Here is a 23,715-nt window from a genome sequence, read left to right as displayed (position 1 = left end):
AAAGGGAGACTACCCAAGCTGTCTTCACCCAAACGGGCTAATTTCCTTGGGGGATGGGGATTTCCGCCCTTAATTTTGCCGAAATTATGCTTCTTTTAAGCCTTGCCAACCGTACTAACTTTCTTTAACTGATGGCCGTTTTCAGTTCCCGGCAAAAAGTTTCCAAAGCTTGCAATCCTTCCGTCGGGGTTCCTTCCGCTAAACGCTTAACCATGGCGCTTCCTACAATTACTGCATCTGCGCCCCAAGCTTTCACCTGCTCAGCCTGTTCCGGTTGGGAAATACCAAAACCAACTCCAATCGGTTTATCGGTGACCTGGCGCATCCCTGCTAACAAAGCTTCCACCCTCGATCCCACTTCCGTTCTCACCCCCGTCACCCCTGTCACGCTGACCAAGTAAACAAAGCCCTGGGACTTTTTGGCGATCGCCGTTTGTCTTTCTGGGGAACTGGTGGGGGCCACCAACAAAATTAACTCCAACCCCCTTTCCGCTGTCGCTTCCAACAGGCGATCAGATTCCTCCAGGGGTAAATCCGGCACCACCAAACCCTTCACTCCAGCGGCCTTGATTTTGTCGAGGAAAACCTCCACACCCTGATAAAAAATAGGATTGTAATAGGTAAATAAAATTATCGGGGCGGCAATATCTTGGTGAACTTCTCGGACAATGGCGAGCACATCATCCAACTTGACCCCTTTTTGTAAAGCCCTAGTGGCCGCCGCTTGAATCACCGGGCCATCGGCCAAAGGATCGGAATAGGGCACTCCCAACTCAATTAAATCCGCCCCTGCCCGGTCTAGAATTCGCAACGCTTCGGCTGTGGTGGCTAAATCCGGGTCCCCCGCTGTGAGGAAAGGAATCAAAGCACATTCCCCCCGTTGACGAAGGGCATTAAAACAAGCGGCAACAGCGTTCATGGGCAGGCTAGGCTAGGACAAAAAGGAAGGTGGGATTGGGATCATCTCCCTGGAACGGACAGAGCAACCAACAATAAGCCTTGCTCTGAGCCTCACATATTTTGCCATAGTCCCATGGCCAATCCCCAAAGGATTTGCTCAACCTAATTCACCAGACGCACCGGCATGACTAGATAGGTCATTTTCAGGCCTCCCAGGGGAGTAAAAATTACCGGCTGATTGCCCTCATTAAGTTGCATTTGAATATCATTGCTAGGTAAAGCTTTCAGGCCATCCATCAAATATTTGATGTTGAACGCAATTTGCCCCCCTTCGCCAATGATTTCCGCCCCCATGGATTCTTCCCCATGTCCCAAATCCTGGGCTTCCACTGCCAACTGCAGTTGATTACCGGGGCTTTGTAAGGTGAAGGTGACCAAGTTATTTTTTTGGTCGGCCAGCACAGAAACCCTTTCCAAGGAAGTGATTAACCGTTTGCGCTCCATGGTGACGGTGCGACTAAACTGCCGGGGAATAAGCTGGTCATAGGCGGGATAGGCCCCCTCTAACTTACGGCTCGTTAACCGTTGATCCCCCAACTCAAAAATTACCTGGGTATCATTCACCACCAGGGAAACTAAATCACTGTTACCTTGGCTGGCCACCATTCTTTCTAATTCCCGCAAAGCCCGGGCCGGAATAGTGACAGCAAAATCTGCCAGGTCACTGCCCGTAATCACCGCTTCCCCTTCATCGTTTTCAATCTGGGTGGGGGCCTCCACCACTGCCAGTCGGTGACCATCAGTGGCCGCAAATTCCAAACTGTCGCCACTGCCTTTGATATGTACTCCTGTCAGTACTTGCTTAGTCTCGTCCGTACTGGCGGCGAACAGGGCCCCCCGTAACCCTTCATTGAGGGTTGCCACTGGTAACAGTAATGGTTTGACTCCTTCAACGGTGGGCAGAGCGGGAAAATCATCCGCATCCAGGCCCCGAATTTGGAACCGCCCTGATTCTGAGGTGATGGTGGTTAAATGGCTATCCCCAGCATCGCCATCGGGATCGATCGCCAGGGTAATATCTCCGTCCGGCAAGCGGGAAACAATGTCATTGAGCAATTTAGCAGGCAGGGTGATGCGGCCACTCTGTTGCACGTCGGCGGTGAAACTACTCTGGATACCAAGGCTGAGGTCAAAGGCCGTTAGGCGTAAATAATTTTTGTCTGCATCGGCTTCCAGGAGCACATTGCCCAACACGGGATGGGTAGGTCGGGAGGAAACAGCCCGACTGACCAGGGATAAACCACTGCTTAAATCACTTTGACGACAGATGAGTTTCATATACGCACGGGAAAAGGGGGGAAAGAAACCCTACCATTTTAGGGAGGTTAGGAAAAGACTTGACCAATGGTAAAAATTGAGGGCAACGCTGGCCCCTACCTAGGATTTTTGGGCCACAGCCTGGGGAGCATCACCTTTGCCGGCCAAACCTCGGAAATAAAGACTGCCAATGACACTTAAAAAAATGCCGTAGGCGATCGCCTGGAATAGGTAAAGGTGATCCCGGTAGCCCGCCAGGGTTTTGAGCACAATGCCGGGAAATTGATTATCTGGTAACCAGGGAGCTAAATTCCACAACAGGGGCCCCAGCAAGCAAGAATCACCGGGGACAAAACAGAGATAACCCAGGCCCAGATTGGCCAAGCCCATCATACTGACCGCCAGATCGAGATTTTTCAGCACCCCAATCACCAATCCTCCGACAATAATCAGCAACAGGGTGCCCATCACCTGGAAGAAAAGTTTCAAGTTCAGTTTGACCCCTAGGCGGAAAATTAAGAAGGCCATCACTACCGCTGTACCAATGCCCGCCAACGCCGCCCCGATCGCCGCTGGATTGGCCATATTTTGTTGGGCTGCTAGGAATAGGACCATTTCAAAACCTTCCCGCACCACAGCAATGAAAACCACAATGGCAATGGCTTTACCCCCTCCTTCTTTTTCCACCGCCTGGTTAATTTGCCCCTGGATTTCCCCCCGCAGGGAACGGGCTTGTTTGGTCATCCAGAGCAACATCCAACTCAGCATCCCCACGGCGATCGCCCCCAAGAGAGCGGCCAAAAGGGCTTTTAAAATAGGGGTGTAGGGCCCCGGCAATCGTTCAACTCCCTGCAATACCCCTGCCAGCAGGCAACCCACTAAAACGCTGGCCACCACCCCGGCACTAATGCCCCGATAAACCCAGCCTTTGAGTTGCATTTGCTGGGCCCGGGCAAGACAAGCCAACACAATGCCCACCACGAGGGATGCTTCCAATGCTTCCCGCAGGGTGACAATGAAAATGGGTAAACCGGAGGCAAAATCCATCTTGATTAAGAGGCTAGGAGAACTGAGATACAGATAGTTGAAATTTTGCTGAATTGGTTGGCAGGACCCTAATTTTTCTCCCAATATGAGTGTTCCGGAGCACTTCGGTCCAGTTGATCCCAATTGACCAAAGCGCCACCAAACTTGGGAGATCGGGCGGTTTAGCCGACGGAACTTTAGGGAAATTATGGCAAGGAATTATTTGCCCAGGTAAGCGGTGAGGGCTTGCTGCACAATCTGATTCATGGGGCAATTATCCCGCTCAGACCGGGCCTTAAGCTGGGCATACATTTCATCGGACAGGCTGACCCGCCGTTGGTTTTTGCGGTTTTTACCGCCCTTGGCCGGTGCTGTGTAACCATGGCTAAATTCCCGTAGGGCAGTGAAGCCCACTCGATGGCAAAAGTCTCCAAAACTTTCCTTACCTTTACGGCTCTGCTTGAAGTACACAAATAAAGGTTCAAAAAGGCTTTCTAGCTGTTCCAGGGGCATTTTTTCCGTATAGGCTGCCGCTAAACGTTCCTGGTTCGGACTTCCCCCCAGCCACACTTGGTAACTGTTGGGGGCACTACCAACAAAACCAATTTCCGCCATGTAGGGCCGGGCACAACCGTTGGGGCAACCGGTCATGCGGGTGACGATACTTTCATTGGGTAAATCCAGACTGTTCAACAAATCCCGCAGACGGGCGTTAACACTGGGCATAATTCTTTCCGACTCGGTGACTGCTAGGCCACAGGTGGGCAGGGCGGGGCAAGCCATGGAGTAACGGACTAGGGTGTCGATCGCCTCTGGGTCGGTGACTACGCCGTGCTGTTGGAAAATTTGCTCGATCGCCGCTTTATCCTGGGCATTGATGTCGTAGAGCAGGATATTGTGGTTGGCGGTGAGGCGCAGGGGCAATTGGAATTGGTCCACTACCTTGCGCAGGGCGGTTTTAAGCTGAAAATCCCCCTCGTCTTTGATGCGGCCATTTTCCACCGACAAACCGAAAAAGAGCTTGCCATCCCCCTGTTCGTGCCAACCGAGGTAATCTTGGTAACGCCAGGCTGGCAGAGGTTTGAAAGATTGGAACGGTTTACCCATGTAGGTTTCCACTTGTTTGCGGAATTTTTCCACCCCCCAGTCCGCCAACAAATATTTCATCCGGGCATGGCGACGGTTATGGCGATCGCCGTAATCCCGTTGGGTGGCCACAATGGCTTTGACTAGATCATAGACATCGTCTTTGCTCACATAACCAATGGGGTCAGCGGCCCGGGCAAAGGTTTCCTCTTTATTGTGGGTACGTCCCAAACCACCGCCAGCCAATACATTAAAACCCCGTAGCTCCCCATGGCGATCGGTGATTACCACCAAACTAATATCGTGGGTGTAAACGTCAATGGAATTGTCCCCCGGCACGGTGACGCTAATTTTGAATTTCCGGGGCATGAACTGTTGGCCGTAAATCGGTTCCTTGGGGTCATTCAGGTTAGTGCCATTGAGATCCTTTTGCCGGGCCGCTTTAACTTCCGGGGCTTCCTCCCCACTAATGACCTTTTCCCCATCGAGCCAAATTTCGTAATAGGCACCGCTCTGGGGGCTGAGTAGATCCGCCACCTTATTGGCATAGTCCCAGGCATAACCATATTCCGGTTTATCTCGGAAGGGTGCCGCCGGAGCCATCACGTTACGGTTAATGTCGCCACAGGCTCCCAACGTGGACCCCAAATTATTCACCACCGTGGCGATCGCCATTTTCAGGTCTTTTTTGACAATGCCGTGGATTTGCAAACCTTGTCTGGTGGTCACCCGGAGAGTTTGGTTACCGTGGGTTTTGGACAGATCATCTAGGGCGGTGTAGAGTTGGGCCGGAATCAATCCCCCCGGATTGCGGGTGCGGAGCATAAACTGATAATCCTTTTCTTGCCCCTTAACCCGATTGTCCCGATTGTCCTGTTGGTAGGAACCGTGGAATTTCAGAATTTGGACGGCATCGTCCGTAAAATAGTTAGCATCATTCAACAGTTCGGTGGCCAGGGGTTCCCGTAAATAATTGCTTCTTTCCTTGATGCCTTCTACCTTGGACGGTTTACGGGGGGCAGCGGTGGGGGTGGTTACCATTAACTCTCTCTATGTAATCGACGGGAAAATCGTCCGTGGTTAATCCACAGAAAACCCTATTTTAACTTTAATAGTGGGCGAGAGATACCATTCCCCCGGTCAAGCGGCGATCGCCAAATCTGTTTATACTTTGGCCCTTGTCAGCGGTAAAACAGGGTTAATTTCCTTCCCTTAGCCTAACATTGACCATAATCAGCTCCATGGGTCCTTCCTAGCTTTGGTGCTACCATTTATCGCCTCCTCCTCCTCCAATGTTAAAAATTCTGCAAAAATTACTCATCGGTGTTCTCACACTTTGCCCCAGTATGGCCCTGGCCGGGGTGCCCAACGGCACTTGGTTATCCCAACCCCAAATCCGTTTCTATGCTTCCCAAAACGCCCTAGACCAAGTGATGAAGGATATTCAAAGTCAGGGCTACCGCCTTGTATTTTTGGATTTTCGGGGAGTAGCGGACGATGTGCAGGAACAAATTAGTCAACAAGCCCGCAACCATAACTTAATTCCCATTGCCTGGGTCCAATCTCCCCAATACCGCCGCCTCACCATTGAACAAATTATTAATGAAGCCCGCCACACGGACGGTTTACAGGTGGATGACCATTTTTTTGCCAACTACTCCTCCAGGGATTTTGAGTATTTAGCTAACCAGTATCGTAAGTTTATTTTTTGCTCCATTCAGCCATTCCAAAAGAACCTGGTGCCCCGCTACGGCTGTAACCAAATTGATGTGCAATGTTATACTTCCCCCACATTTAAGCAATGCCTTAACTTAGCGAACCAACTCAATGCAGTGGTGAGTCTCTACGAAAAAGACACATTTAAATATCGAGAACAAATTGGCGGCAAAAATTTTAACGTTTTCCTTTGGCCTTATACTAATCAGCGCATTTATGACACGGGAAATTTTCGCTAGCCTAACCCTTGCCATACTAATTTGGATCTGAAGGTGGGTATTGTGGAAAAATTCCTATGGAAACCGTAGATGACTGTAATTGTTAGAGGTTGATAAAATAACAACAAAGAGTGTGTCATCGTACAACAATCGGGATGACAGGATTCGAACCTGCGGCCCCTTCGTCCCGAACGAAGTGCGCTACCAAGCTGCGCTACATCCCGCAATGAAGCTTTACGATCCTAACATAGGACATCTCCTTTCAGAGTTAACTGTTTAGCCATCGGCCCAATTTTGTTTTTCCTCGGTGGGCTCTTCCCCTTCATTTTGGGTCTCTTCTTCCTCTGCAATGTCTGTATTGACCGTAGTTTCGTTGACATCAGTCCTTGGCTCTGGAACCTCTTCTAGGTCACTGGCGATCGCCTCGGTAATTTCTCCAATTTCTTCTGTCTCTGTTTCCCTTTCATAAACTTCATCAACGCCGCTGGAATCTGGCCCTTGCTCAATGTTGGTTTCAGGGTCGACAAGTTCTGGCATGGTTACCTCAATTACCGCCGCCGTTGTTCCAGACATTGGAGCAATAACTTCATCTACTACTATTTCCTCCTGGGCTATTTGCTCCTCCTCGATTAAAGGAGCTGCAGGCGCTTCCTCTGCAGTTATATTTTCTGAATCGGGCACTTCGATTAAGGTGATTTGCTGTTCAATTTGCACCGTTTCCACCACAGCAATTACCTTGGTCTGATCATTTTCTGGGTTATCCTCGCTGACTTCATCGGAAATTTCCCCACCAGGACTAGAATCTTCCGTCGATGGTAGATCCTCGCCCCAATCTTCCCCGTCATCCCAATCATCGGTTTGAGCGGTGGAACTCTCCGGCTCAATGGCTACTTTCTGCTCCACCGTTTCTGGCTGGGATGCTTTGGGCTGTACTGGGGGAACTGCCGCCTTTTTACGACCAAATAAGCGTTGAAACAGTTTCGATTTAGGTTTTTTGAGCAGAACCTCCTCCTCTTTCTCTGGAGCAGGATTAACTGGCTTTTCTTCCTTTTGGCCAACCATTTCAGCGACCTTTTCCACCGCTTCTTCAGCTTTTTCTACGACTTCTTCGGCCAGGGTTTCGGCGGCTTGATTCAATTCCACCACTACTTCTTCTGCTGTTTCTATTGCACTTTCTGCTTCTGTTGGAATACTCTCACTAACTTGTTCAACAGTGCTTGTAACCGTTTCTGTAACTGATGCTGGGGCGGAATCATCAACAGATTTCAGTTGCTCCCCTGTTTCTGGCAAATCTCGTTTAACGGCCCCGGTTACGGATTCAACTTCAGTGTTGTCTTGATCCTTTGTTGCAGCCTTTTTATCGTCAACGGCGACTGGAGTTTTAACTTTAGGTTTACGTTGCAAACCACCAGCGAACCAATCCAGCAGGGAGAAACTAGGAACTTCCACAATGGCATTGCTGGCGATCGCCGCCCGGAGTCGCAGAGTTTGCCAAGCAAAGGCCAGCACCAACACCACCACGGCTGCTTGGCCAAGGAGAATGGCTCCAGTGAAACGTTGGGCACAGTTCCAGAGCACTAGGCCGTAGAAAAAGCCCACGCCACTCCAAAGGAAATCGTCCTTGCGATGCAATTTTGGGGCAAAAAATGCCGAAAAGAAAAAAGCTAGACTGGCTAAGGCCACTGCACCGGATAGCATCAACGCCAACATCGGAAGTTACTCCATCGAGAAGTTCACCTTTCCATTCTGCGTTATCTTGACCTTCCTGTTAAATTATCGTCCCCTGTTAACCCAGTGGTTTTACCCCCCAATGGCAAGGAGCAGGAACCATATCGAAGATTCTGCTCCTCTGTGGATTTGTCCATGGGAAGCTGTCTGGGATACCAACAAAAACTACAGCCGATCGCTCTAGAATTTATTCAAGTTGATGCCCGCTTCCTTGGCCATGGCGTTGATGCCTTTGGATTCCAAAGTTTTAATGGCAGTGGTGGAAAGACGCAGACGGACAAAGCGATTGCCTTCGGGCCACCAAACCCGTTTCCATTGCAAATTTGCCTGTTGTAATTTCTTGGTGCGACGGTGGGAGTGAGATACGGCAAAACCGTTATTAGCTTTTTTCCCGGTCAGTTGACAGCGACGGGCCATGGCAGATCTCCTTATGATCAGATAAAGTCCGATCTAACACTATATCAGAGGATTATGGGCGGGCGATCGCCATTCTCTGGCTAAATCGTTTAAAACTTAATGCCGCTGGGCTGATCAGGGGTGGCCACAATGCGATGGCAACCGGAATTGGGCTTAGCCCATTGATATTGATACTCCACTGGATTACCCCAGCAAATACCGAGAAAAAGCTCCTGTTGGGTGGAGTCTAACTCAGCCCATTCCCCCTGTTCCCACAATTCCGCCAAAGATTCCCGCCGTAGAGGTCGGTGCTGATGGGCAATAAGCCAATAATTTAACTGCTGGGTGTGCCGTTGCCAAAATGCCAATATTTCCTGTTTAACAGCCATTAATTTTTCCTTATCCCCTTCCACGGCAATTAATTGGTTGTGCAACTCGGGAAACTGAATGGATTCCCCCCGGAAATGGCATTGCCGCCACACCAGCCCCGAAACGTTATGTTGCCTTTGATATTCATGGATCTGCCCACGAAAATCTTGATAGGCAAACACCTTCCCCACTTGGTCGAGGTTGATAGCCTTAGCCATGATCGGATTGTCCAGGCGATCGCCAGGGGAGAGGAGCACTCGTTTACCCTGACAAGTTGCCCTTAGCTCCTGCTCCAAAATTTCTAGCAATTGCTGGGTTGTGTAGGTCATGGCCAAAGGGAGGACGTTAAAAAAACTTAATGGTACGACTCAACGAATCCGTTTAGGCTAATAAACTAGGCGTATTTTTATCTTCGTTAAAAGCCAATTTTTCATTCAACCCAAGATATACAGGTATTTTTAGCATGAGTGTCAACTTAGCTTCCCAGTTGCGGGAAGGGACGAAAAAATCCCACTCCATGGCGGAGAACGTCGGCTTTGTCAAATGCTTCCTCAAGGGCGTTGTCGAGAAAAATTCCTACCGTAAGCTGGTTGGCAATCTCTACTTTGTCTACAGTGCCATGGAAGAGGAAATGGCAAAATTTAAGGACCATCCCATCCTCAGCCACATTTACTTCCCCGAACTCAACCGCAAACAAAGCCTAGAGCAAGACCTGCAATTCTATTACGGCTCCAACTGGCGGCAAGAAGTGAAAATTTCTGCCGCTGGCCAAGCCTATGTGGACCGAGTCCGGCAAGTGGCCGCTACGGCCCCTGAATTGTTGGTGGCCCATTCCTACACCCGTTACCTGGGGGATCTTTCCGGCGGTCAAATTCTCAAGAAAATTGCCCAAAATGCCATGAATCTCCACGATGGTGGCACAGCTTTCTATGAATTTGCCGACATTGATGACGAAAAGGCTTTTAAAAATACCTACCGTCAAGCTATGAATGATCTGCCCATTGACCAAGCCACCGCCGAACGGATTGTGGATGAAGCCAATGACGCCTTTGCCATGAACATGAAAATGTTCAACGAACTTGAAGGCAACCTGATCAAGGCGATCGGCATTATGGTGTTCAACAGCCTCACCCGTCGCCGCAGTCAAGGCAGCACCGAAGTTGGCCTCGCCACCTCCGAAGGCTAGATTTACCTAGCGTGACAACTTATCCAGGAAAAACTGGTGATTTTAGGGAATCGAATCAACCTAGAGTTGCCAGTTTTTCTCCGTCTGTTTAGAGCTTATTTAAGCCGATCTCCTAGTCTCGCAATTATTGGGATGGATCAGACCCAAAATTCCCCAAGATTGATTGGCGGACTCTAGGATAATTTCAGATTTTTCATTCATCTTTTTTTAACAATCTCCACCATGACCGTCTCTCCCACAACCCAGCCCCAAACTAATCATTCCTTGCCCCCGGCGGACGCTAAACAGCGGGTCAGCCAATTTATGCAAACTCTTCAAGACGAAATTTGTCAGGGTCTAGAGGCCTTGGATGGCAAGGGCAAATTCCAGGAAGATAGTTGGCAACGGGAAGAAGGGGGCGGTGGCCGTTCCCGGGTGTTGGCGGACGGAGATTTTTTGGAACAGGGCGGAGTCAATTTTTCCGAAGTCTGGGGCAAATCCCTACCTCCTTCAATTTTGAAGCAACGCCCCGAAGCGGAAGGCCACGAATTTTATGCCACGGGCACTTCCATGGTGTTGCACCCAAAAAATCCCTACATTCCCACGGTGCATCTTAATTACCGCTACTTTGAAGCAGGCCCGGTGTGGTGGTTCGGAGGTGGAGCCGATTTAACTCCCTACTATCCCTTTGCTGAAGATGCGGCCCATTTCCATCACACGTTAAAAAATGCCTGTGACCAAACCCATGGGGAATTTTATCCGGTATTTAAACGCTGGTGCGACGAGTATTTTTACCTCAAACATCGCCAGGAAATGCGGGGTATTGGCGGCATCTTTTTTGATTACCAAGATGGCAATGCTCCCCTGTACCGTGGCCCTGACCCCAATGGCCCGGCGGCCCAGTACAGCAACCAATTAGCCCCCATTGAACCCCTGGGTTGGGAGGATTTATTTAGTTTTGCCCAACGCTGTGGTCGGGCCTTTTTACCTGCTTACAGTCCCATTGTGGAAAAACGTCGCAATACTGAATATGGCGATCGCCAACGGCAGTTCCAGTTATATCGCCGGGGTCGGTATGTGGAATTTAACTTGGTCTATGACCGGGGCACCATTTTCGGTTTGCAAACCAATGGCCGCACTGAGTCCATTTTGATGTCTTTACCTCCCTTAGTACGTTGGCAATATTGCTACAGTCCCGAAGCCGGTAGTCCCGAGGCGGAATTAACGGAAAAATTCTTAGTTCCCCAGGACTGGGTTAATAGTTAGTTCTCTCTATTCACTTCTGCCTTAGGCTGGGGATTAATCCTGCTCTTTGGTAGAGGGGCCATAATGGAAACTAGCCATATTGCGAGGAAGAAGAGCCATGTTGCTAGCCCTAGACCGCATCAGTGTGCTTCCCGGCCAGACCTTGGTTTTGCGGGATGTGGATTGGGACGAATTTGAAGCTTTGCTGGAAGAACTCGGTGAACATCGCAGTTCCCGCATTGCTTACTATGGTCAACAACTAGAAATTATGGCTCCCCTGCCTGAACACGAAATTGATAAAGAACTAGTGGGCGACTTAGTCAAAGCTTTGTTAGAGGAGCTAGACATTGAATTTTCCCCCTTGGGTTCAACAACTTTTAAAAATAAGTTTCTCGGTCTGGGTTTAGAGCCAGATAGCTGTTTTTATATTCAAAATGAAGCGAAAGTGCGGGGTTTAAAACGTTGGGATACCACCATTGATCCTCCACCGGATTTAGCTCTCGAAGTGGATCTAACTTCCCGTACCCATTTAGATATTTATGCCCAATTAGGGGTGCCGGAAGTGTGGCGTTTTAAACGCAGACAATTGGAAATTCACTGCCTAGAACAAGGGGAATACCGCCAAAGGGAAGTTAGCTCGATTTTTCCTGATTTTGATCTCAGGGAAATTATTCCCGCCTATCTACAACGCATTGACCAGGAAGGCCGCAACAAAACCATCAAGGCTTTTCGCATTTGGGTAAAATCCCACATTGATGCTAAGAATTAGAGGTTGGCGATCGCCGAAGGAAGATTAATGATTGAGCAAATATTTTTCGGACAATTTCAGTCCCCCGGGCCGGTGATGTTCCAGATAGGGGGTTTTGCCCTGCGTTGGTACGGATTTTTGATTGCCAGTGCTGTCATTATTGGTTTGAATCTCTGTCAATGGTTGGGGCAAAAACGGGGCATTAACCCGGATTTATTCAACGATTTAGTCATTTGGTTAGTGGTGGCGGCCATCCCTTCTGCTCGCCTATATTACGTCGCCTTTGAGTGGCCCCGCTATGCCCAGCATTGGTTAAATATTTTTGCCATTTGGCAAGGGGGCATTGCTATCCATGGGGCCTTGATTGGGGGAACGATCGCCATTCTTGTTTTCAGTCGCTACCATCAGTTATCTTTCTGGAATTTGCTGGATGTACTCACCCCGGCGGTTATTCTCGGCCAGGCGATCGGTCGGTGGGGCAACTTTTTTAACTCCGAAGCTTTTGGTGCCCCCACTAATTTGCCTTGGAAGCTCTATATTCCCTTTGCTAATCGTCCGCTAAATCTGACCAGCTATGCCTATTTCCATCCTACTTTTTTATACGAATCAGTCTGGAACCTAGGAATTTTTGCAATCTTGATAGCCCTATTTTTTTATGGACTAAGAAATCCAGAAAAAATCAAAACTGGGACCATAACCTGTGTTTATTTGATTGGTTATAGCCTCGGTCGAGTGTGGATTGAAGGTTTAAGATTAGATAGTTTGATGCTTGGTCCTCTGAGAATAGCTCAGGTTGTTAGCATCACCCTAGTTTTATTGGGAACAGCGGGAATTGTCTGGTTATATCTTCTGCAGAAAAATTTACCGGACTGGTCGGAGCGAAAATTGGTAAAAAATTAACTTAATTCGGCAAATTAACAGGCTTAATTAAATACTCTAATCTAGGAGAAATTTTATGAAAAAAGAAATTAATTATTGGGTAGAAAAGTTGGAGCTACTCCCCCATCCTGAAGGGGGATTTTATAAGGAAACCTATCGATCGCCAGTAGAGGCAAATTTTGCAGGATTTGACGGCAGTAGAAATGTAGTTACCGGAATTTATTTTTTGATGACCAAGGACAACTTTTCCGCTTTCCACAGGATTAAATCCGATGAAATGTGGCATTTCTATGCCGGTGATAGCTTGGAAATTTACTGGTTTTCTCCCCAGGGAGAGCTGGAGGTGATCAGCCTGGGCTTGGATTTGGAAAAAGGAGAAGTGCCCCAAGCGGTGGTTCTCAAGGATGGTTGGTTTGCTTCTCGGGTTAAAAACGGCGGAGATTATGCCCTAGTGGGTTGCACCGTTGCCCCTGGATTCGATTTTCAGGATTTTGAGTTGGCCAATCGGGAAGATTTGCTCAAGCTCTACCCCCGCTCCGCCGAGATTATTAACCAGTTAACTAGGCAATAGTTGGGGAGGCTGGACTTAATTGTTGTCGGGCTCGCTGGAAAAATCCTTGCAATACGGCCCGACGCTGATTTTGCTCAAAGGTCTGTTTGACCACTGCGGTCAATTTTTGCCAATCCCATTGGGGTTCACTGAGGTCGGGATCTTGACTTTCCAGGAAAGTGATTAAACTCAAACCAGCAATGCGAGTCAAGTAAGCGGCGCTTAATCCTTGGAGGGCACCACCGGCCAAGTAAGTGAGGGGCTGACTTTTTAGCAATGCTCCCAGAGCTTGGGTAGATAGTTCCACCATACCTAATTTGATCAGGATTGTTCCCATCTCTTTGGCGACTGTTTGGGCCTGGGCCAGGGAAATTTTTTGATGGTACAGTTCCCCCAAGTCCCAGACCAGTTGACCATTGATGGCGATCGCCGTCAGCAGATCTAAATTAGCCACGGGATTAAACAAGGCGGTGCCAGCGGCTAACCATTGGGCCTGTTCCACTAGGGGAATGGCTAGGGTGCGGCGATTTTCTCGCCACCGTTGCTCCACCTGTTGGTTAATGGCCTGGCATCGACGCCATTGTTGACCCAAAACCAGGGATTCCCACTGCTCTGTGGCCTGTTGTTGCAGTTGGGACAGCAAATTCCCCAGGTCGGGGGGAGGAGTTTCCTGGTCGATTTCCCATTCTCCATCGGCCAAATAACGACGGATTTGGATCGGTTGGGGGGCGGCGCTAATGGGAATAACCGGGTTGGCGTTACCCAATTGATTCACCTGATGCTGCAATTGATCCCAGAGGATTTGGCGATCGCCGATCGGGTAAATATCCTGCTTATTAAATAACAATTGCCAATGGTGATGGTGGGTTTGCAAAAACTCCAACACCTGCCACTGGGAGCTGGTCAAATCTCCGGTGGCTAGGACTAGGACCCAATGGGCTTCCGTCATTGACTGGGCCATGGTTTCCGGGGGAGTTTCCGCTGCCACCACTTGCCAATTCAAAATTAATGGTTTTTCTCCTTCCCCTGGGGTCAACCGGGACGGCAATAGGTCCAATAAGCTGGTTTTGCCACTGCGTTTTTCCCCTAGGACAATACCGTTTAATGCTTGGGGTGGGGGGGCTGGTTTTTGTAATGCTTGCAGTTCCTGGGCCAAATCTTCCAGAACCAAATCCGGTGCCTGGGCCTGACGGCGGGCCAATAACTTTTCCCCCTGGGCGATCACCTTTTGCAGAACCTCTGGAGTTAACATCTGTTTCTGCTCAGGAGGAGCATGATGACGCCGCCGCCACCGCCAGATAACCAATCCCAGACCGGATAAAGCCCATAAACCCCATTGGTCCCATGGTTGTTCGGCACTGTGGGTGGTGGACCAAAGCCCCAGTAGGACTGACAGGCCAATTCCCCCCATCACGAGGGGCTTTTTAAACACAGTCTTAAACCCCATTGTTAGACCTGGTTGCCCCATTGCATCCCTTCCCTTCAAGCTAATCCAACTAGGCCGAATAACCCAGAAAACTAACCTGGATTTTGGCTAATCCCATCCTACCGGAATCAGGGGAAGAACGGTGGCTTCTGCCCCAGGCTTTCCCATTCCTCCACGGCGATCGCCGGACTGAATAGATAACCTTGGCCATAATCACAGCCTTGGAGACGAAGAAAATTCCACTGTTCTGGGGTTTCAATGCCCTCAGCAATCACTTTTAGCTCTAGATGGTGGGCCATGGCAATAATGGCCCGCACCAACCCCACAGTATTATTATCATGGGGCAACAATTCTACAAAGGAGCGATCAATTTTGAGGGAATTAAAGTTAAATTTACGCAGATAGTTTAACGAACTGTAACCAGTACCAAAATCATCCAGGGAAAGGGCAATATTTTCTTCTTCTAAATCACTTAAATTTTTCAGTAGGTCGCCATTTTCTTCCAGGATTAAATTTTCTGTAATTTCCAGCTCTAACCATTCCGGTCGCACCTGATACCGTTGTAAGAATCCCTGCAAAATAGCAACAAAATAACTATCTTTTAACTGCCGGGGGGAAACATTCACCGACACCCAAAAAGTTTGCTCCCCCAAGGCGCTATGCCAATGGGCTGCCTGGCAACAGACATTATCTAGTAACCATTCCCCCAACTCCACAATCAAACCCACCTCCTCTGCAATGGGAATAAACTGATCCGGCGGCACTGTACCCAGCAGTCGATTATGCCAACGCATCAACGCTTCCGCCCCGACAATTTGCCCCGACTCCAAACTGACAATGGGCTGATATAAAATTTGGAATTCCTGGCGGGATAAACCCTGGCGCAATTCCGACTCTATTGCCATTCTCTGTTGGGCTGCCTGGTTCATATGGGGGGTGAAAAAACGAAACATATTCCGCCCCGCTAGCTTGGCCGCATACATGGCCGTATCCGCATTCCGCAGCAAGACATCAGCATGGAAACCATCGTCGGGAAAAACGGTAATGCCAATGCTGCCATGGACAAAAAATTCCAGACCTTGCAAATTGACCGGCTGCCGCATCACCCTTAATAACCGTTGGGCGATCGCCATTAACTTACGGCTATGGGAAACCTGATCTAAAATGATTAAAAATTCATCCCCCCCCAAGCGAGCAACGGTATCTGTCTGTCGCAAAGCCCGTTGTAATCGTTCCGAAACTTCCACTAGAAGTTGATCCCCCGCATCGTGGCCGAGGGTATCATTCACTTTTTTAAAATTATCCAAATCCAAAAACATTAAACCAAATATATGTTTCTGGCGTAGGGCCGACTCGATGGCTTGTTGGAGCCGATCCTTGGCTAAAATGCGGTTGGGTAAACCGGTTAAATGGTCATAATGGGCTTGGTGAAAAAGAGCCTCCGCTTGTTGTTTTTCCTTGGTAATATCTTCTTTGACTGCTACATAATGGGTGACAATACCCTGCTGATTAGAAATGGGGGAAATGGACGCCCTTTCCCAATATAATTCCCCATTTTTTCTACGGTTATGAAATTCCCCGTGCCAATTACGACCGGAGGCCAAGGTTTTCCACATTAATTCATAATCTTCTTGGGTTTTATTGCCGGATTTTAAAATTCTGGGATTTCTGCCCAGCACTTCTGCTGATTTATAACCAGAAATTTCTTCAAACTTAGGATTGACATAGGTAATATTGCCCTGAACATCGGTAATAACAATGGAAGCAGGACTTTGTTCGCAGGCTTGGGAGAGAATTTTGAGTTGTTTTTCGGCTTTTCTGCGTTCGGTAATATCGCGCATGACAAACAGTAAACAATCTACCCGATTAAATTCCATCGGCTCCCCGGATAGCAACATTGTCCGGACTTGTTTTTCCTGGTCATAGACTTCAATTTCCCGATTTTCAAACTTAACCAGGCCATCTTTTTGCCATAGCAATAAATCCCTTAAAAAACTTTGTCTTTGTTGTTCATCTACCCAAAAGTAAAACTGCTGACGACTCACTCCCACCAATTCCTGTTTGGTCAAGCCAAAAAATTGACAAAATGGCTGATTAACATCCATAATACAGCCGCTATTACGGCCGTAAATAAAAATGGGGTCAGGACTTTGGTTAAAGGCAACGGCAAAGTTGATTTCCGACTGCATTAATGCCGCTTGGGTCCGGGCTGTTTTTTCAATTTGTTCTTCTAATTGTTGATTCTTTTGCAGCAGAGCTTGGTTTGTTTGATGTAACTTGAGTTGTAGTTGTAAACGGGTGATAATTTCCTCTTGCTGAAATGGTTTGTGGATGTAGTCCACTGCCCCCAATTCTAATCCTTTGACAATGCTTTTTTGATCGGTGAGGGCAGAAAGAAAAATGATCGGAATTTCCGCTGTGGCTGGAGCCGCTTTGAGACGACGACAAACTTCAAAGCCATCTATACCGGGCATCATAATATCCAAAACAATTATGTCCGGTTGCACTTGGTTGATCTCAGTAATGGCTGTTAATCCATCCTCCGCTATGAACACTTTCCAGCCTTGTTTTTCCAGAAAACGCTGGAGAATTTTAAGATTCAAAGGGCTATCGTCAATGGCAAAAACTGTGGGGACTTGGGGGGATGACATTGACCTCTCAGGGACGGGATAAAAAGTTTGACCTGTTCAACGGAAGGACGGTGGTAAAGGAGTCTCCCTTACCCCTAGACAAATTCTAGCAACTACCGTCAAGCATTATGCTATTGTCCAAGAATATGGGACCCTCAGTCTTGCCTTAATTTGTTTTAAATTAACCACAAAACTGCGTCAAAATCGACGTTGTAATTGGAGATTTTGGGGGTTGCTATTTGTCTTTATCAATGCCCATGGCTGTTGTTTCCCTACCTTTTTCACCCCAAAACTTTCCCCACAGCTCTAGCTGTTCCGTCCAAGATTTGCCTCCCCACCAACAAATGGCGATCGCCCAGGCTTTAGCTGAGCCGGAACATGCCCCCAGTCATTGGGTGGCCCCAGAAAGTCAGCAAGAGTTGCAATGTTTGCTAAGTGAGTGCGATCGAAATAATTGGCCAGTCATCCCCTGTGGCAACCAAAGTAAATTGGCTTGGGGTGGATTAGCTAAGCCGGTGCAGTTACTGGTTAGCAGTGCTGGCCTGAATAGGATTGTTGACCATGCGGTGGCAGATTTGACCGTGACGGTGGAAGCGGGGGTCAAACTCAAGGATTTACAGGCTATTTTGCAACCCCATCAGCAATTTCTGCCCCTTAATCCCCTCTACCATGACCAGGCAACGGTGGGAGGCATTATGGCCACAGGTTGTGCGGGGCCGTGGCAACAGCGTTACGGTGGGGTGCGAGACCTAGTTTTGGGGTTCTCCTTTGTCCGCTGGGATGGGCAACTGGCCAAAGCCGGCGGTAGGGTGGTCAAAAATGTGGCAGGTTATGACCTGATGAAACTTTTCGTTGGTTCCTACGGCACGTTAGGTTTTATTTCCCAAATTACCTTCCGTCTTTACCCTCTACCTTCCCATTCCCAAACAGTTTTTTTAACTGGTGATACCAACCAACTAGCCAAACTCAGCCAAGCCCTGCGGCGATCGGGACTGGCACCCACCGCGGCCCTAATCTGTTCCCCGGCTCTAGTTCAAGCATTAAACCTTGGGGAAGAATTGGGCTTACTCGTCCGTTTCCAAAACCTAGAGCCGGTGGTGCAGGCCCAGATTGATGAGGTAAAAAAACTCGCCCAAACTTTGACCTTGGCCAGCCAGTCCTTTGACAATCAAGCAGAGAGCGAACTTTGGCAACGGTGGGAAAATGCCATGGCCGGGCAGGGTACTACGGAAACCATACTCTGTAAGTTTGGTCTTTTACCCGCTAAGGCAGCGGATTTTCTGCAACAGTTACCAGGGTTGGGACATGTACAATTGGGCAATGGCATTGGTTGGGTACGTTTTGGCCAACTGGACCGGGAAAAGTTGAACCAGCAAAGGCAAATTTGTCAGAATTATGGTGGTTATGTAACGGTGTTAGAAGCGTCTCCGGAATGTAAAAAACACTGGGACGTTTGGGGCCAGAGTGGCCATGGTTTGGCTATGATGGGCCGTCTAAAAAATCAGTTCGACCCCCACAATACTTTTAGTCCTGGGCGCTTTGTAGGTGGTTTTTAGCAGTAAAAAAATAGTTTGATGACATTTCTGCTGAAGCTTAACTGGCACAACGAAAACCGACCAAAACTTGTCTAGTCCAAGGATGGTACCAATTGCGAAAGCTGGCCCTTAAGCCCCAACTACGGGTGGCCCAACTGCCGCCCCGCATCACCCGATGTTCCCCATCAAAATAGGCTTGGGAGTAACCCCGATAGGGATAGGGTTGAAAATTGTCGTAGGGCTCGAAAGTAGAAGCTGTCCATTCCCATACGTTGCCCAACAGGTCATAACAGCCCCCTTGATTACGACCCTGGTCATAATAATGGACAGGGGTTGTGCGCCCACGGTGATTATTAAAGTTACATTGCTCTTTGGTTGGCAAAGTTTCCTCCCAGGGATAGGTGCTGGAGTTATGCTGACCAGACCAACGGGCGGCCCTTTCCCATTCCTGCTCTGTGGGTAAACGTTTACCCACAAAATTGGCATAAGCTTCCGCTTCGTAGGCACTGACTCCGTAGACGGGATGGTTCTGGGTATTACTTTCGGGGTGCCAATAAAGCGGTGCTGTGACGTTCGCCATCGATCGCCATTGCCAACCGGCTTCTGTCCAGTATTTACTTTGTTGATAACCACCAGCATCGATAAATTGTTGGTATTGGGCCTGGGTAACTGGGTATTTATCTAGCCAGAACTGTTCTACTTCGACCCAATGGACGGGGCGTTCGTTGTCCTGGGCCCATATTTGCTCACTGCCTTGGTAAAAACCTCCAGCGGGAATAGGCACCATGGTTGCCTCCAGCACTGGTTCTGGGCATTCGTCCCCAGGGATTTGGCTATTAACCCCTAAATCAATTCCGGCTAAATGACTTAAAAAACTAATGGTTTCACTATGTTGGACTTCGTGTTGTAGGAGCCACCACCTTAACCTTGCTTGGGCTCGGTCCCAGGATCGATCAGTCGATCCCCAGACCTGCTTCACAGAGGCCCTAACTTCCCCTAAATATTGCTCAATAACTCCACGGCTAGGTAATGCACAGCGTTCCGATTTCGATAAACCATCGGCTCGGAACAATTTTTGGTAAGACGGGGTATGAAATTTTTTCCGCTCCTGCTCCGGCAATAGCCAAAGGGCTTCGGTAAAGGCAATGTGACCAAAGTGCCAATCAATGGGGCTGAAATCTGGGTGCCATTGGCGATCGCCTAGGGTTGGGGGAATGCGGTGCAACAGGCGGAGAGTTTCTGTGCGACACCGCTCCATTGCTTGGTCAATAGTTTCAAGATTTTCAACCACAGTGCTGATGGAGAGCCGGCTAATCGGCCATGGTTGAGGGTTGGTTAATAATCTCCACCCGGGAAGTGAGAAAACGATTCATCCAACTTTCCAGGTAAGCTCGGTTAGTCTCCTGTTCCTGGGGATTATCGGTCTCCAGGGGATAGGGTGCTAAACCACGAATGGCCGCGGTGGTGACACAAAACATTGATTTTTGAAAACTTTCACAAATTTGCACCAGTAAATCCCCTTCCTGCCGTAGGGATGCCTGATAAACCCGTCGGAGATAGTCCGGCAAAAAGTGGCGCATATCCTGCATTAGCAAGGTGGGGGGAATGCCAGCTCCACCAACGGGGAGGGGATCGGCATAGAGGGCCCCATAGGTAAACAGGCTTTGGTCAGGGGGAATCTGTCCCGCTTGGGCATTGTAGGAAATGGTGCCAGGGAAAGGAGTACCCCGGAAAAACACCGCCTCCACGTAGGGCACTGCGGTTTCCATCAAAAAAGCTAAATTGGCACTGGGGGGCAAAACATCGTAGGTAGTTCCCCCCAACTCCACCCGGTAAATAATGGGGCGGGCGGCATCGGCCACTAGGCCGTCTTGGATATGTTGCACCACATCAGGAATGGTTTTGATTTCTCCCCGGTCATGGCGGTCAGATAAATTCAAAAACATATCCGCCATCACCCGCCAGAATTGACCCAAGGCGGAATAATAGGCCATCATTCGCATTTGTTCCGGCAAAAATTCGGGAAAAATCTGGTTAAGTAATTGCAAAAAAGGATTGCCTTTGATTTTCGCTTTAATTAACTTTTTAACATTGGCTTTAAACTCGGCACTGTCTAGATATTCATCCAATTTTCCCCCTCCATGCCACATCATTGCCTTCATGCAATATTCTGCATACTCGTAGTTAATGCGATTGTGCCACCAATGTTTCAATAGGCGATCGCCATTGACATTACCGTTGAAATATTTAAAAAAGGGAAATAACTTCAGATACTGGGTATGGGCAATGTGTTGCAGATTGATGGAATAGGCATCGAGGATCACACCATAGCTTTTGAGGATGCCCACCACTTCCAGCGTGTTAGCCGGGGAATCCACCAACAGGGCCTGCCCCGCCTCTAGATTTTGAATATATCCTCTGAGGGGATGACGGGACGGGGCGAGGGAGGTTTGGGTCATAACTTCAGAACTATGGTTTCGATACAAAAGCCCATAATAGAGGCCATTATCCCAGCAATCCAGGCCAGAATGCCAGGGCACAAGGAAATTTCTTCAGCCCCAATCGATGGAAGTCGGCAACCAACCCAACTAACCGCCAAACAATAGGGTCTGCATTTCCTGCAACCGGGGTTTCATTACATCCAACTGATCCTGCAGAGGTTGCAAAGCTGCCCTCAACAAACGACCCTGGGCTTCTAGCGCCGCTGTCTGTTTCTGTAAATCTTCCACTTCCCGACGGTTTTGCTCAAAATTAGTCTTTTTCGCCTGGTACTGCTGGTCGAGACTAGCAATCATGGTTTCAATTTCTGCCAAACCCTGCCTAGTGGACTGCAAATTTTGTTCCAGCTTATTTTTTTCCTCCTGGAGTTTATGCTTGCGCCCCTCCAATTGTTGGATAACCGGATCCAAATCAATGTTGGGAATACTGTCGTCAATTTCCACAATGCCCTGGCGACGACGAAGAATTTTGAGATGTTGCAACAACACTTCCTGGCGCTCCTTGAGGTTGCGGCGCTGCCCAATCAGGGTTTCGTCCAGCATGCGCTTCCTTTCCTGCTCTTCGTTTAACTCCTCCTCAATGGTGAGACGACTATACTCATCGGCGGCTTCTAGGCGGGCTTGGATAGCTTCCACTTCTTCGCATTGCAGAGTTAACTCTTCCTCTTGATCGTTAACAAAGCGGGCTAATTTTTGCATATCAGTTTGCAATGCTTTAACGGTTTCCTCCAGTTCCCCCAGGGGCAATTGTTCCAGATGTTGCACATCAATTTGATGGTCTTTATCGACACTCATTGCGCCGGTGGCCAATCGATAGAGATTGGTTTGTAAGCTTTCAGCGGCCGCAATTTCAGCTTTCAATTGGGTCAGGAGCTTTTGGCCATTAACCACCCCCTCCTGTTCCACTGTTAGTTGAACTTTCGCTTTAGCTAATTCTTGGGCGATGGCATCCAATTCCTGCCCATGGATGACCAATAATTCCTGTTTTTGCTGAATTAATGCTTGGTTCCGTCCCAACTCCTGTTCTGCACTGGTAACCATCTGCCAATGGTCATTAAAGATCTGTTGTTGTTGGTCGGTGCTTTGCTGGGCATTGGCTGCGGCCGTAAATAGGGCGGGGATAGCTTCCGGGTAAGCTCCTAACCGGTGGAGTATGCCCTGTAACACTTCCCGATTTTCAGCACTATTTTCCAGCAAACTGCCAAACTGCTGTTGGAGTTCGGTCAATTGTTCTCTTTCCCCTTCTAACCTTTGTCGGGCCTGCTCCACCTCATATCTTTGCTGTTCCACCTGGGCAAGCTGATTGGCTCGGTCTTCAACCTCCGACTCCTTCGCTTCAATTTCCATTTCTCGCTGGCTCAGTTCTTGGAACTGAAAAGTGAGGGATTCTCGCCAACGTTCAATTTCGCTCTGTTGTTCCTTGAGTTTTTCCGAGAGGCGGGACAGTTTTTGCAACTGCCGCACTAACTCTGGCGCCGCTACTTCTGGAGTCCCTTGTAGGGAGCGACTATTACTCAGGTTTAGGATCCATAGGGTTCCCTCCCTGGCTTCTCCCATGTCGTCGGTTTGGAAGTTTTCTTCGTTAGGCAGGGCACTCCAGGTCTGATCACTGTGCTGACAGGCCAGAAGTTTTAACTCGGTTTTGTAACCGCCTAAAAAGTTTTTGGTTTGTTTCTTAATTTCAGCCAGATAGAGCACAAGTCGTTGTCCTGAGCAGTGGAGACGATTTTGTCGGGAAAGTTCTCGCTTTATTTTAATCTTAAGCCCGCCGATGGGCAGGACCGCGGGAATTTTTTTAGCTTACCCCTGGAGTAATTAGAGGAAAATCTGACCAAACTGCTTCTATTTTGCCTCCACACTGGCAAAAATTGTCAAAAAAAAAGGAGGTGAAGGAGATTTTCCCTCGCCTGCCCTTAGTAATAAGTGGTAGAAGACTAAGCTAATGGTCCGCTAGCTAGGATTAATTACCGGTTTATTAGTCAACCAGTGTCCTTAACCAACGGACAATTGTCTGCTTAGTCCCTACAGTCATCGTCCCTGTCACCGGGGCATTTGCCGTTATAAACAACGGTATGTTCCTCGAGACTAGAAAAAGCCGCTGTGGCCGCCGTTTCCAGGCCAATGATCATCACTAGGGCGATCGCCAAGGGGCCGGCCCAAGAGCGCAGCGCCCGACGGACAGAATTGTGGGGTTTGGGATGCTGTAATTTCATCAGCTTCTCTCCTTGACACGTCCTAACACACCGAGACCAAATTAGAGCTTTGACTGCTCTACTACCACCA

General features: G+C 48.7%; 20 protein-coding genes and 1 tRNA gene. 7 read left to right on the top strand and 14 right to left on the bottom strand.

All coding sequences use genetic code 11. The features are described from left to right. Window positions 1–124 precede the first annotated feature (124 nt). The 4 genes from trpA to sir all read right to left on the bottom strand — a co-directional run bounded on the left by trpA (window position 125) and on the right by sir (window position 5,370). The gene (gene trpA / locus C7I86_RS01540) at window positions 125–919 is read right to left on the bottom strand and encodes a tryptophan synthase subunit alpha (protein ID WP_010871502.1); all 795 of its coding nucleotides are present in this window, start codon (window positions 917–919) and stop codon (window positions 125–127) included. A 143-nt stretch (window positions 920–1,062) separates the two neighbouring features. Continuing rightward, on the bottom strand, window positions 1,063–2,238 hold the full coding sequence (dnaN, locus tag C7I86_RS01535; RefSeq protein WP_010871501.1) for a DNA polymerase III subunit beta: 1,176 nt from the start codon (window positions 2,236–2,238) through the stop codon (window positions 1,063–1,065). 99 nt (window positions 2,239–2,337) lie between these two features. Next, window positions 2,338–3,264, bottom strand: coding sequence for an EfeU/Ftr1 family ferrous iron transporter subunit (locus tag C7I86_RS01530; RefSeq protein ID WP_010871500.1), 927 nt, complete (start codon window positions 3,262–3,264; stop codon window positions 2,338–2,340). 198 nt (window positions 3,265–3,462) lie between these two features. Further along, the gene (gene sir, locus C7I86_RS01525) at window positions 3,463–5,370 is read right to left on the bottom strand and encodes a sulfite reductase, ferredoxin dependent (RefSeq protein WP_010871499.1); all 1,908 of its coding nucleotides are present in this window, start codon (window positions 5,368–5,370) and stop codon (window positions 3,463–3,465) included. 251 nt (window positions 5,371–5,621) lie between these two features. On the opposite strand from sir, the gene C7I86_RS01520 reads away from it, so the two are divergent. Continuing rightward, on the top strand, window positions 5,622–6,284 hold the full coding sequence (locus C7I86_RS01520; RefSeq protein ID WP_010871498.1) for a hypothetical protein: 663 nt from the start codon (window positions 5,622–5,624) through the stop codon (window positions 6,282–6,284). Between the two features lie 129 nt (window positions 6,285–6,413). Here C7I86_RS01520 and C7I86_RS01515 read toward each other — a convergent pair. The 4 genes from C7I86_RS01515 to C7I86_RS01500 form a co-directional block, all read right to left on the bottom strand. Then, window positions 6,414–6,487 (bottom strand) — tRNA-Pro (locus tag C7I86_RS01515). 52 nt (window positions 6,488–6,539) lie between these two features. Continuing rightward, window positions 6,540–7,973 (bottom strand): Ycf66 family protein, encoded by a 1,434-nt coding sequence (locus tag C7I86_RS01510; RefSeq protein WP_010871497.1) that lies wholly within the window; start codon window positions 7,971–7,973, stop codon window positions 6,540–6,542. 198 nt (window positions 7,974–8,171) lie between these two features. Next, entirely contained in the window at window positions 8,172–8,408 is a 237-nt protein-coding gene (rpmB, locus tag C7I86_RS01505; protein WP_010871496.1) for a 50S ribosomal protein L28, read from the bottom strand. Between the two features lie 89 nt (window positions 8,409–8,497). Beyond that, the gene (locus tag C7I86_RS01500; RefSeq protein ID WP_010871495.1) at window positions 8,498–9,085 is read right to left on the bottom strand and encodes a hypothetical protein; all 588 of its coding nucleotides are present in this window, start codon (window positions 9,083–9,085) and stop codon (window positions 8,498–8,500) included. A gap of 134 nt (window positions 9,086–9,219) precedes the next feature. Here C7I86_RS01500 and C7I86_RS01495 point away from each other — a divergent pair, with 134 nt between their 5' ends. The 5 genes from C7I86_RS01495 (at window position 9,220) to C7I86_RS01475 (ending at window position 13,364) form a co-directional block, all read left to right on the top strand. Beyond that, window positions 9,220–9,942: a heme oxygenase (biliverdin-producing) gene (locus C7I86_RS01495; protein WP_010871494.1), complete on the top strand. Its 723-nt coding sequence runs from the start codon at window positions 9,220–9,222 to the stop codon at window positions 9,940–9,942. Between the two features lie 222 nt (window positions 9,943–10,164). Then, on the top strand, window positions 10,165–11,187 hold the full coding sequence (hemF, locus tag C7I86_RS01490; RefSeq protein ID WP_010871493.1) for an oxygen-dependent coproporphyrinogen oxidase: 1,023 nt from the start codon (window positions 10,165–10,167) through the stop codon (window positions 11,185–11,187). 97 nt (window positions 11,188–11,284) lie between these two features. Next, a complete protein-coding gene (locus tag C7I86_RS01485; RefSeq protein ID WP_010871492.1) occupies window positions 11,285–11,935 on the top strand; it encodes a Uma2 family endonuclease in 651 nt (216 codons plus the stop codon). A gap of 27 nt (window positions 11,936–11,962) precedes the next feature. After that, on the top strand, window positions 11,963–12,814 hold the full coding sequence (lgt, locus tag C7I86_RS01480) for a prolipoprotein diacylglyceryl transferase (RefSeq protein WP_010871491.1): 852 nt from the start codon (window positions 11,963–11,965) through the stop codon (window positions 12,812–12,814). 55 nt (window positions 12,815–12,869) lie between these two features. Beyond that, the gene (locus C7I86_RS01475; RefSeq protein ID WP_010871490.1) at window positions 12,870–13,364 is read left to right on the top strand and encodes a cupin domain-containing protein; all 495 of its coding nucleotides are present in this window, start codon (window positions 12,870–12,872) and stop codon (window positions 13,362–13,364) included. On the opposite strand, the gene C7I86_RS01470 is transcribed toward C7I86_RS01475, so the two are convergent. Together C7I86_RS01470 and C7I86_RS01465 are read right to left on the bottom strand one after the other, a co-directional pair. Continuing rightward, entirely contained in the window at window positions 13,354–14,775 is a 1,422-nt protein-coding gene (locus tag C7I86_RS01470; RefSeq protein WP_223211328.1) for a DUF697 domain-containing protein, read from the bottom strand. The genes C7I86_RS01475 and C7I86_RS01470 overlap by 11 nt on opposite strands. 122 nt (window positions 14,776–14,897) lie before the next feature. Further along, on the bottom strand, window positions 14,898–17,420 hold the full coding sequence (locus tag C7I86_RS01465; RefSeq protein WP_010871488.1) for an EAL domain-containing protein: 2,523 nt from the start codon (window positions 17,418–17,420) through the stop codon (window positions 14,898–14,900). A gap of 236 nt (window positions 17,421–17,656) precedes the next feature. Here C7I86_RS01465 and C7I86_RS01460 point away from each other — a divergent pair, with 236 nt between their 5' ends. Beyond that, window positions 17,657–18,955 (top strand): FAD-binding oxidoreductase, encoded by a 1,299-nt coding sequence (locus C7I86_RS01460; RefSeq protein WP_223211327.1) that lies wholly within the window; start codon window positions 17,657–17,659, stop codon window positions 18,953–18,955. A gap of 37 nt (window positions 18,956–18,992) precedes the next feature. On the opposite strand, the gene C7I86_RS01455 is transcribed toward C7I86_RS01460, so the two are convergent. The 4 genes from C7I86_RS01455 to C7I86_RS01440 form a co-directional block, all read right to left on the bottom strand. Continuing rightward, complete coding sequence (locus tag C7I86_RS01455) at window positions 18,993–20,225, bottom strand: SUMF1/EgtB/PvdO family nonheme iron enzyme (RefSeq protein WP_010871486.1); 1,233 nt, start codon at window positions 20,223–20,225, stop codon at window positions 18,993–18,995. A 19-nt stretch (window positions 20,226–20,244) separates the two neighbouring features. Beyond that, on the bottom strand, window positions 20,245–21,474 hold the full coding sequence (locus tag C7I86_RS01450; RefSeq protein WP_010871485.1) for a CO2 hydration protein: 1,230 nt from the start codon (window positions 21,472–21,474) through the stop codon (window positions 20,245–20,247). Window positions 21,475–21,522: 48 nt separating this feature from the next. Next, window positions 21,523–23,130, bottom strand: a complete 1,608-nt coding sequence (gene hmpF / locus C7I86_RS01445; protein WP_010871484.1) for a pilus motility taxis protein HmpF — start codon at window positions 23,128–23,130, stop codon at window positions 21,523–21,525. Window positions 23,131–23,447: 317 nt separating this feature from the next. Beyond that, window positions 23,448–23,645, bottom strand: a complete 198-nt coding sequence (locus C7I86_RS01440) for a hypothetical protein (protein ID WP_010871483.1) — start codon at window positions 23,643–23,645, stop codon at window positions 23,448–23,450. Window positions 23,646–23,715 lie beyond the last annotated feature (70 nt).

The organism is Synechocystis sp. IPPAS B-1465, from assembly GCF_003015225.1.
Lineage (GTDB): Bacteria > Cyanobacteriota > Cyanobacteriia > Cyanobacteriales > Microcystaceae > Synechocystis.
The sequence above is the reverse complement of the archived record's forward strand: the minus strand, read 5'-3'. Positions and strand labels throughout refer to the sequence as shown.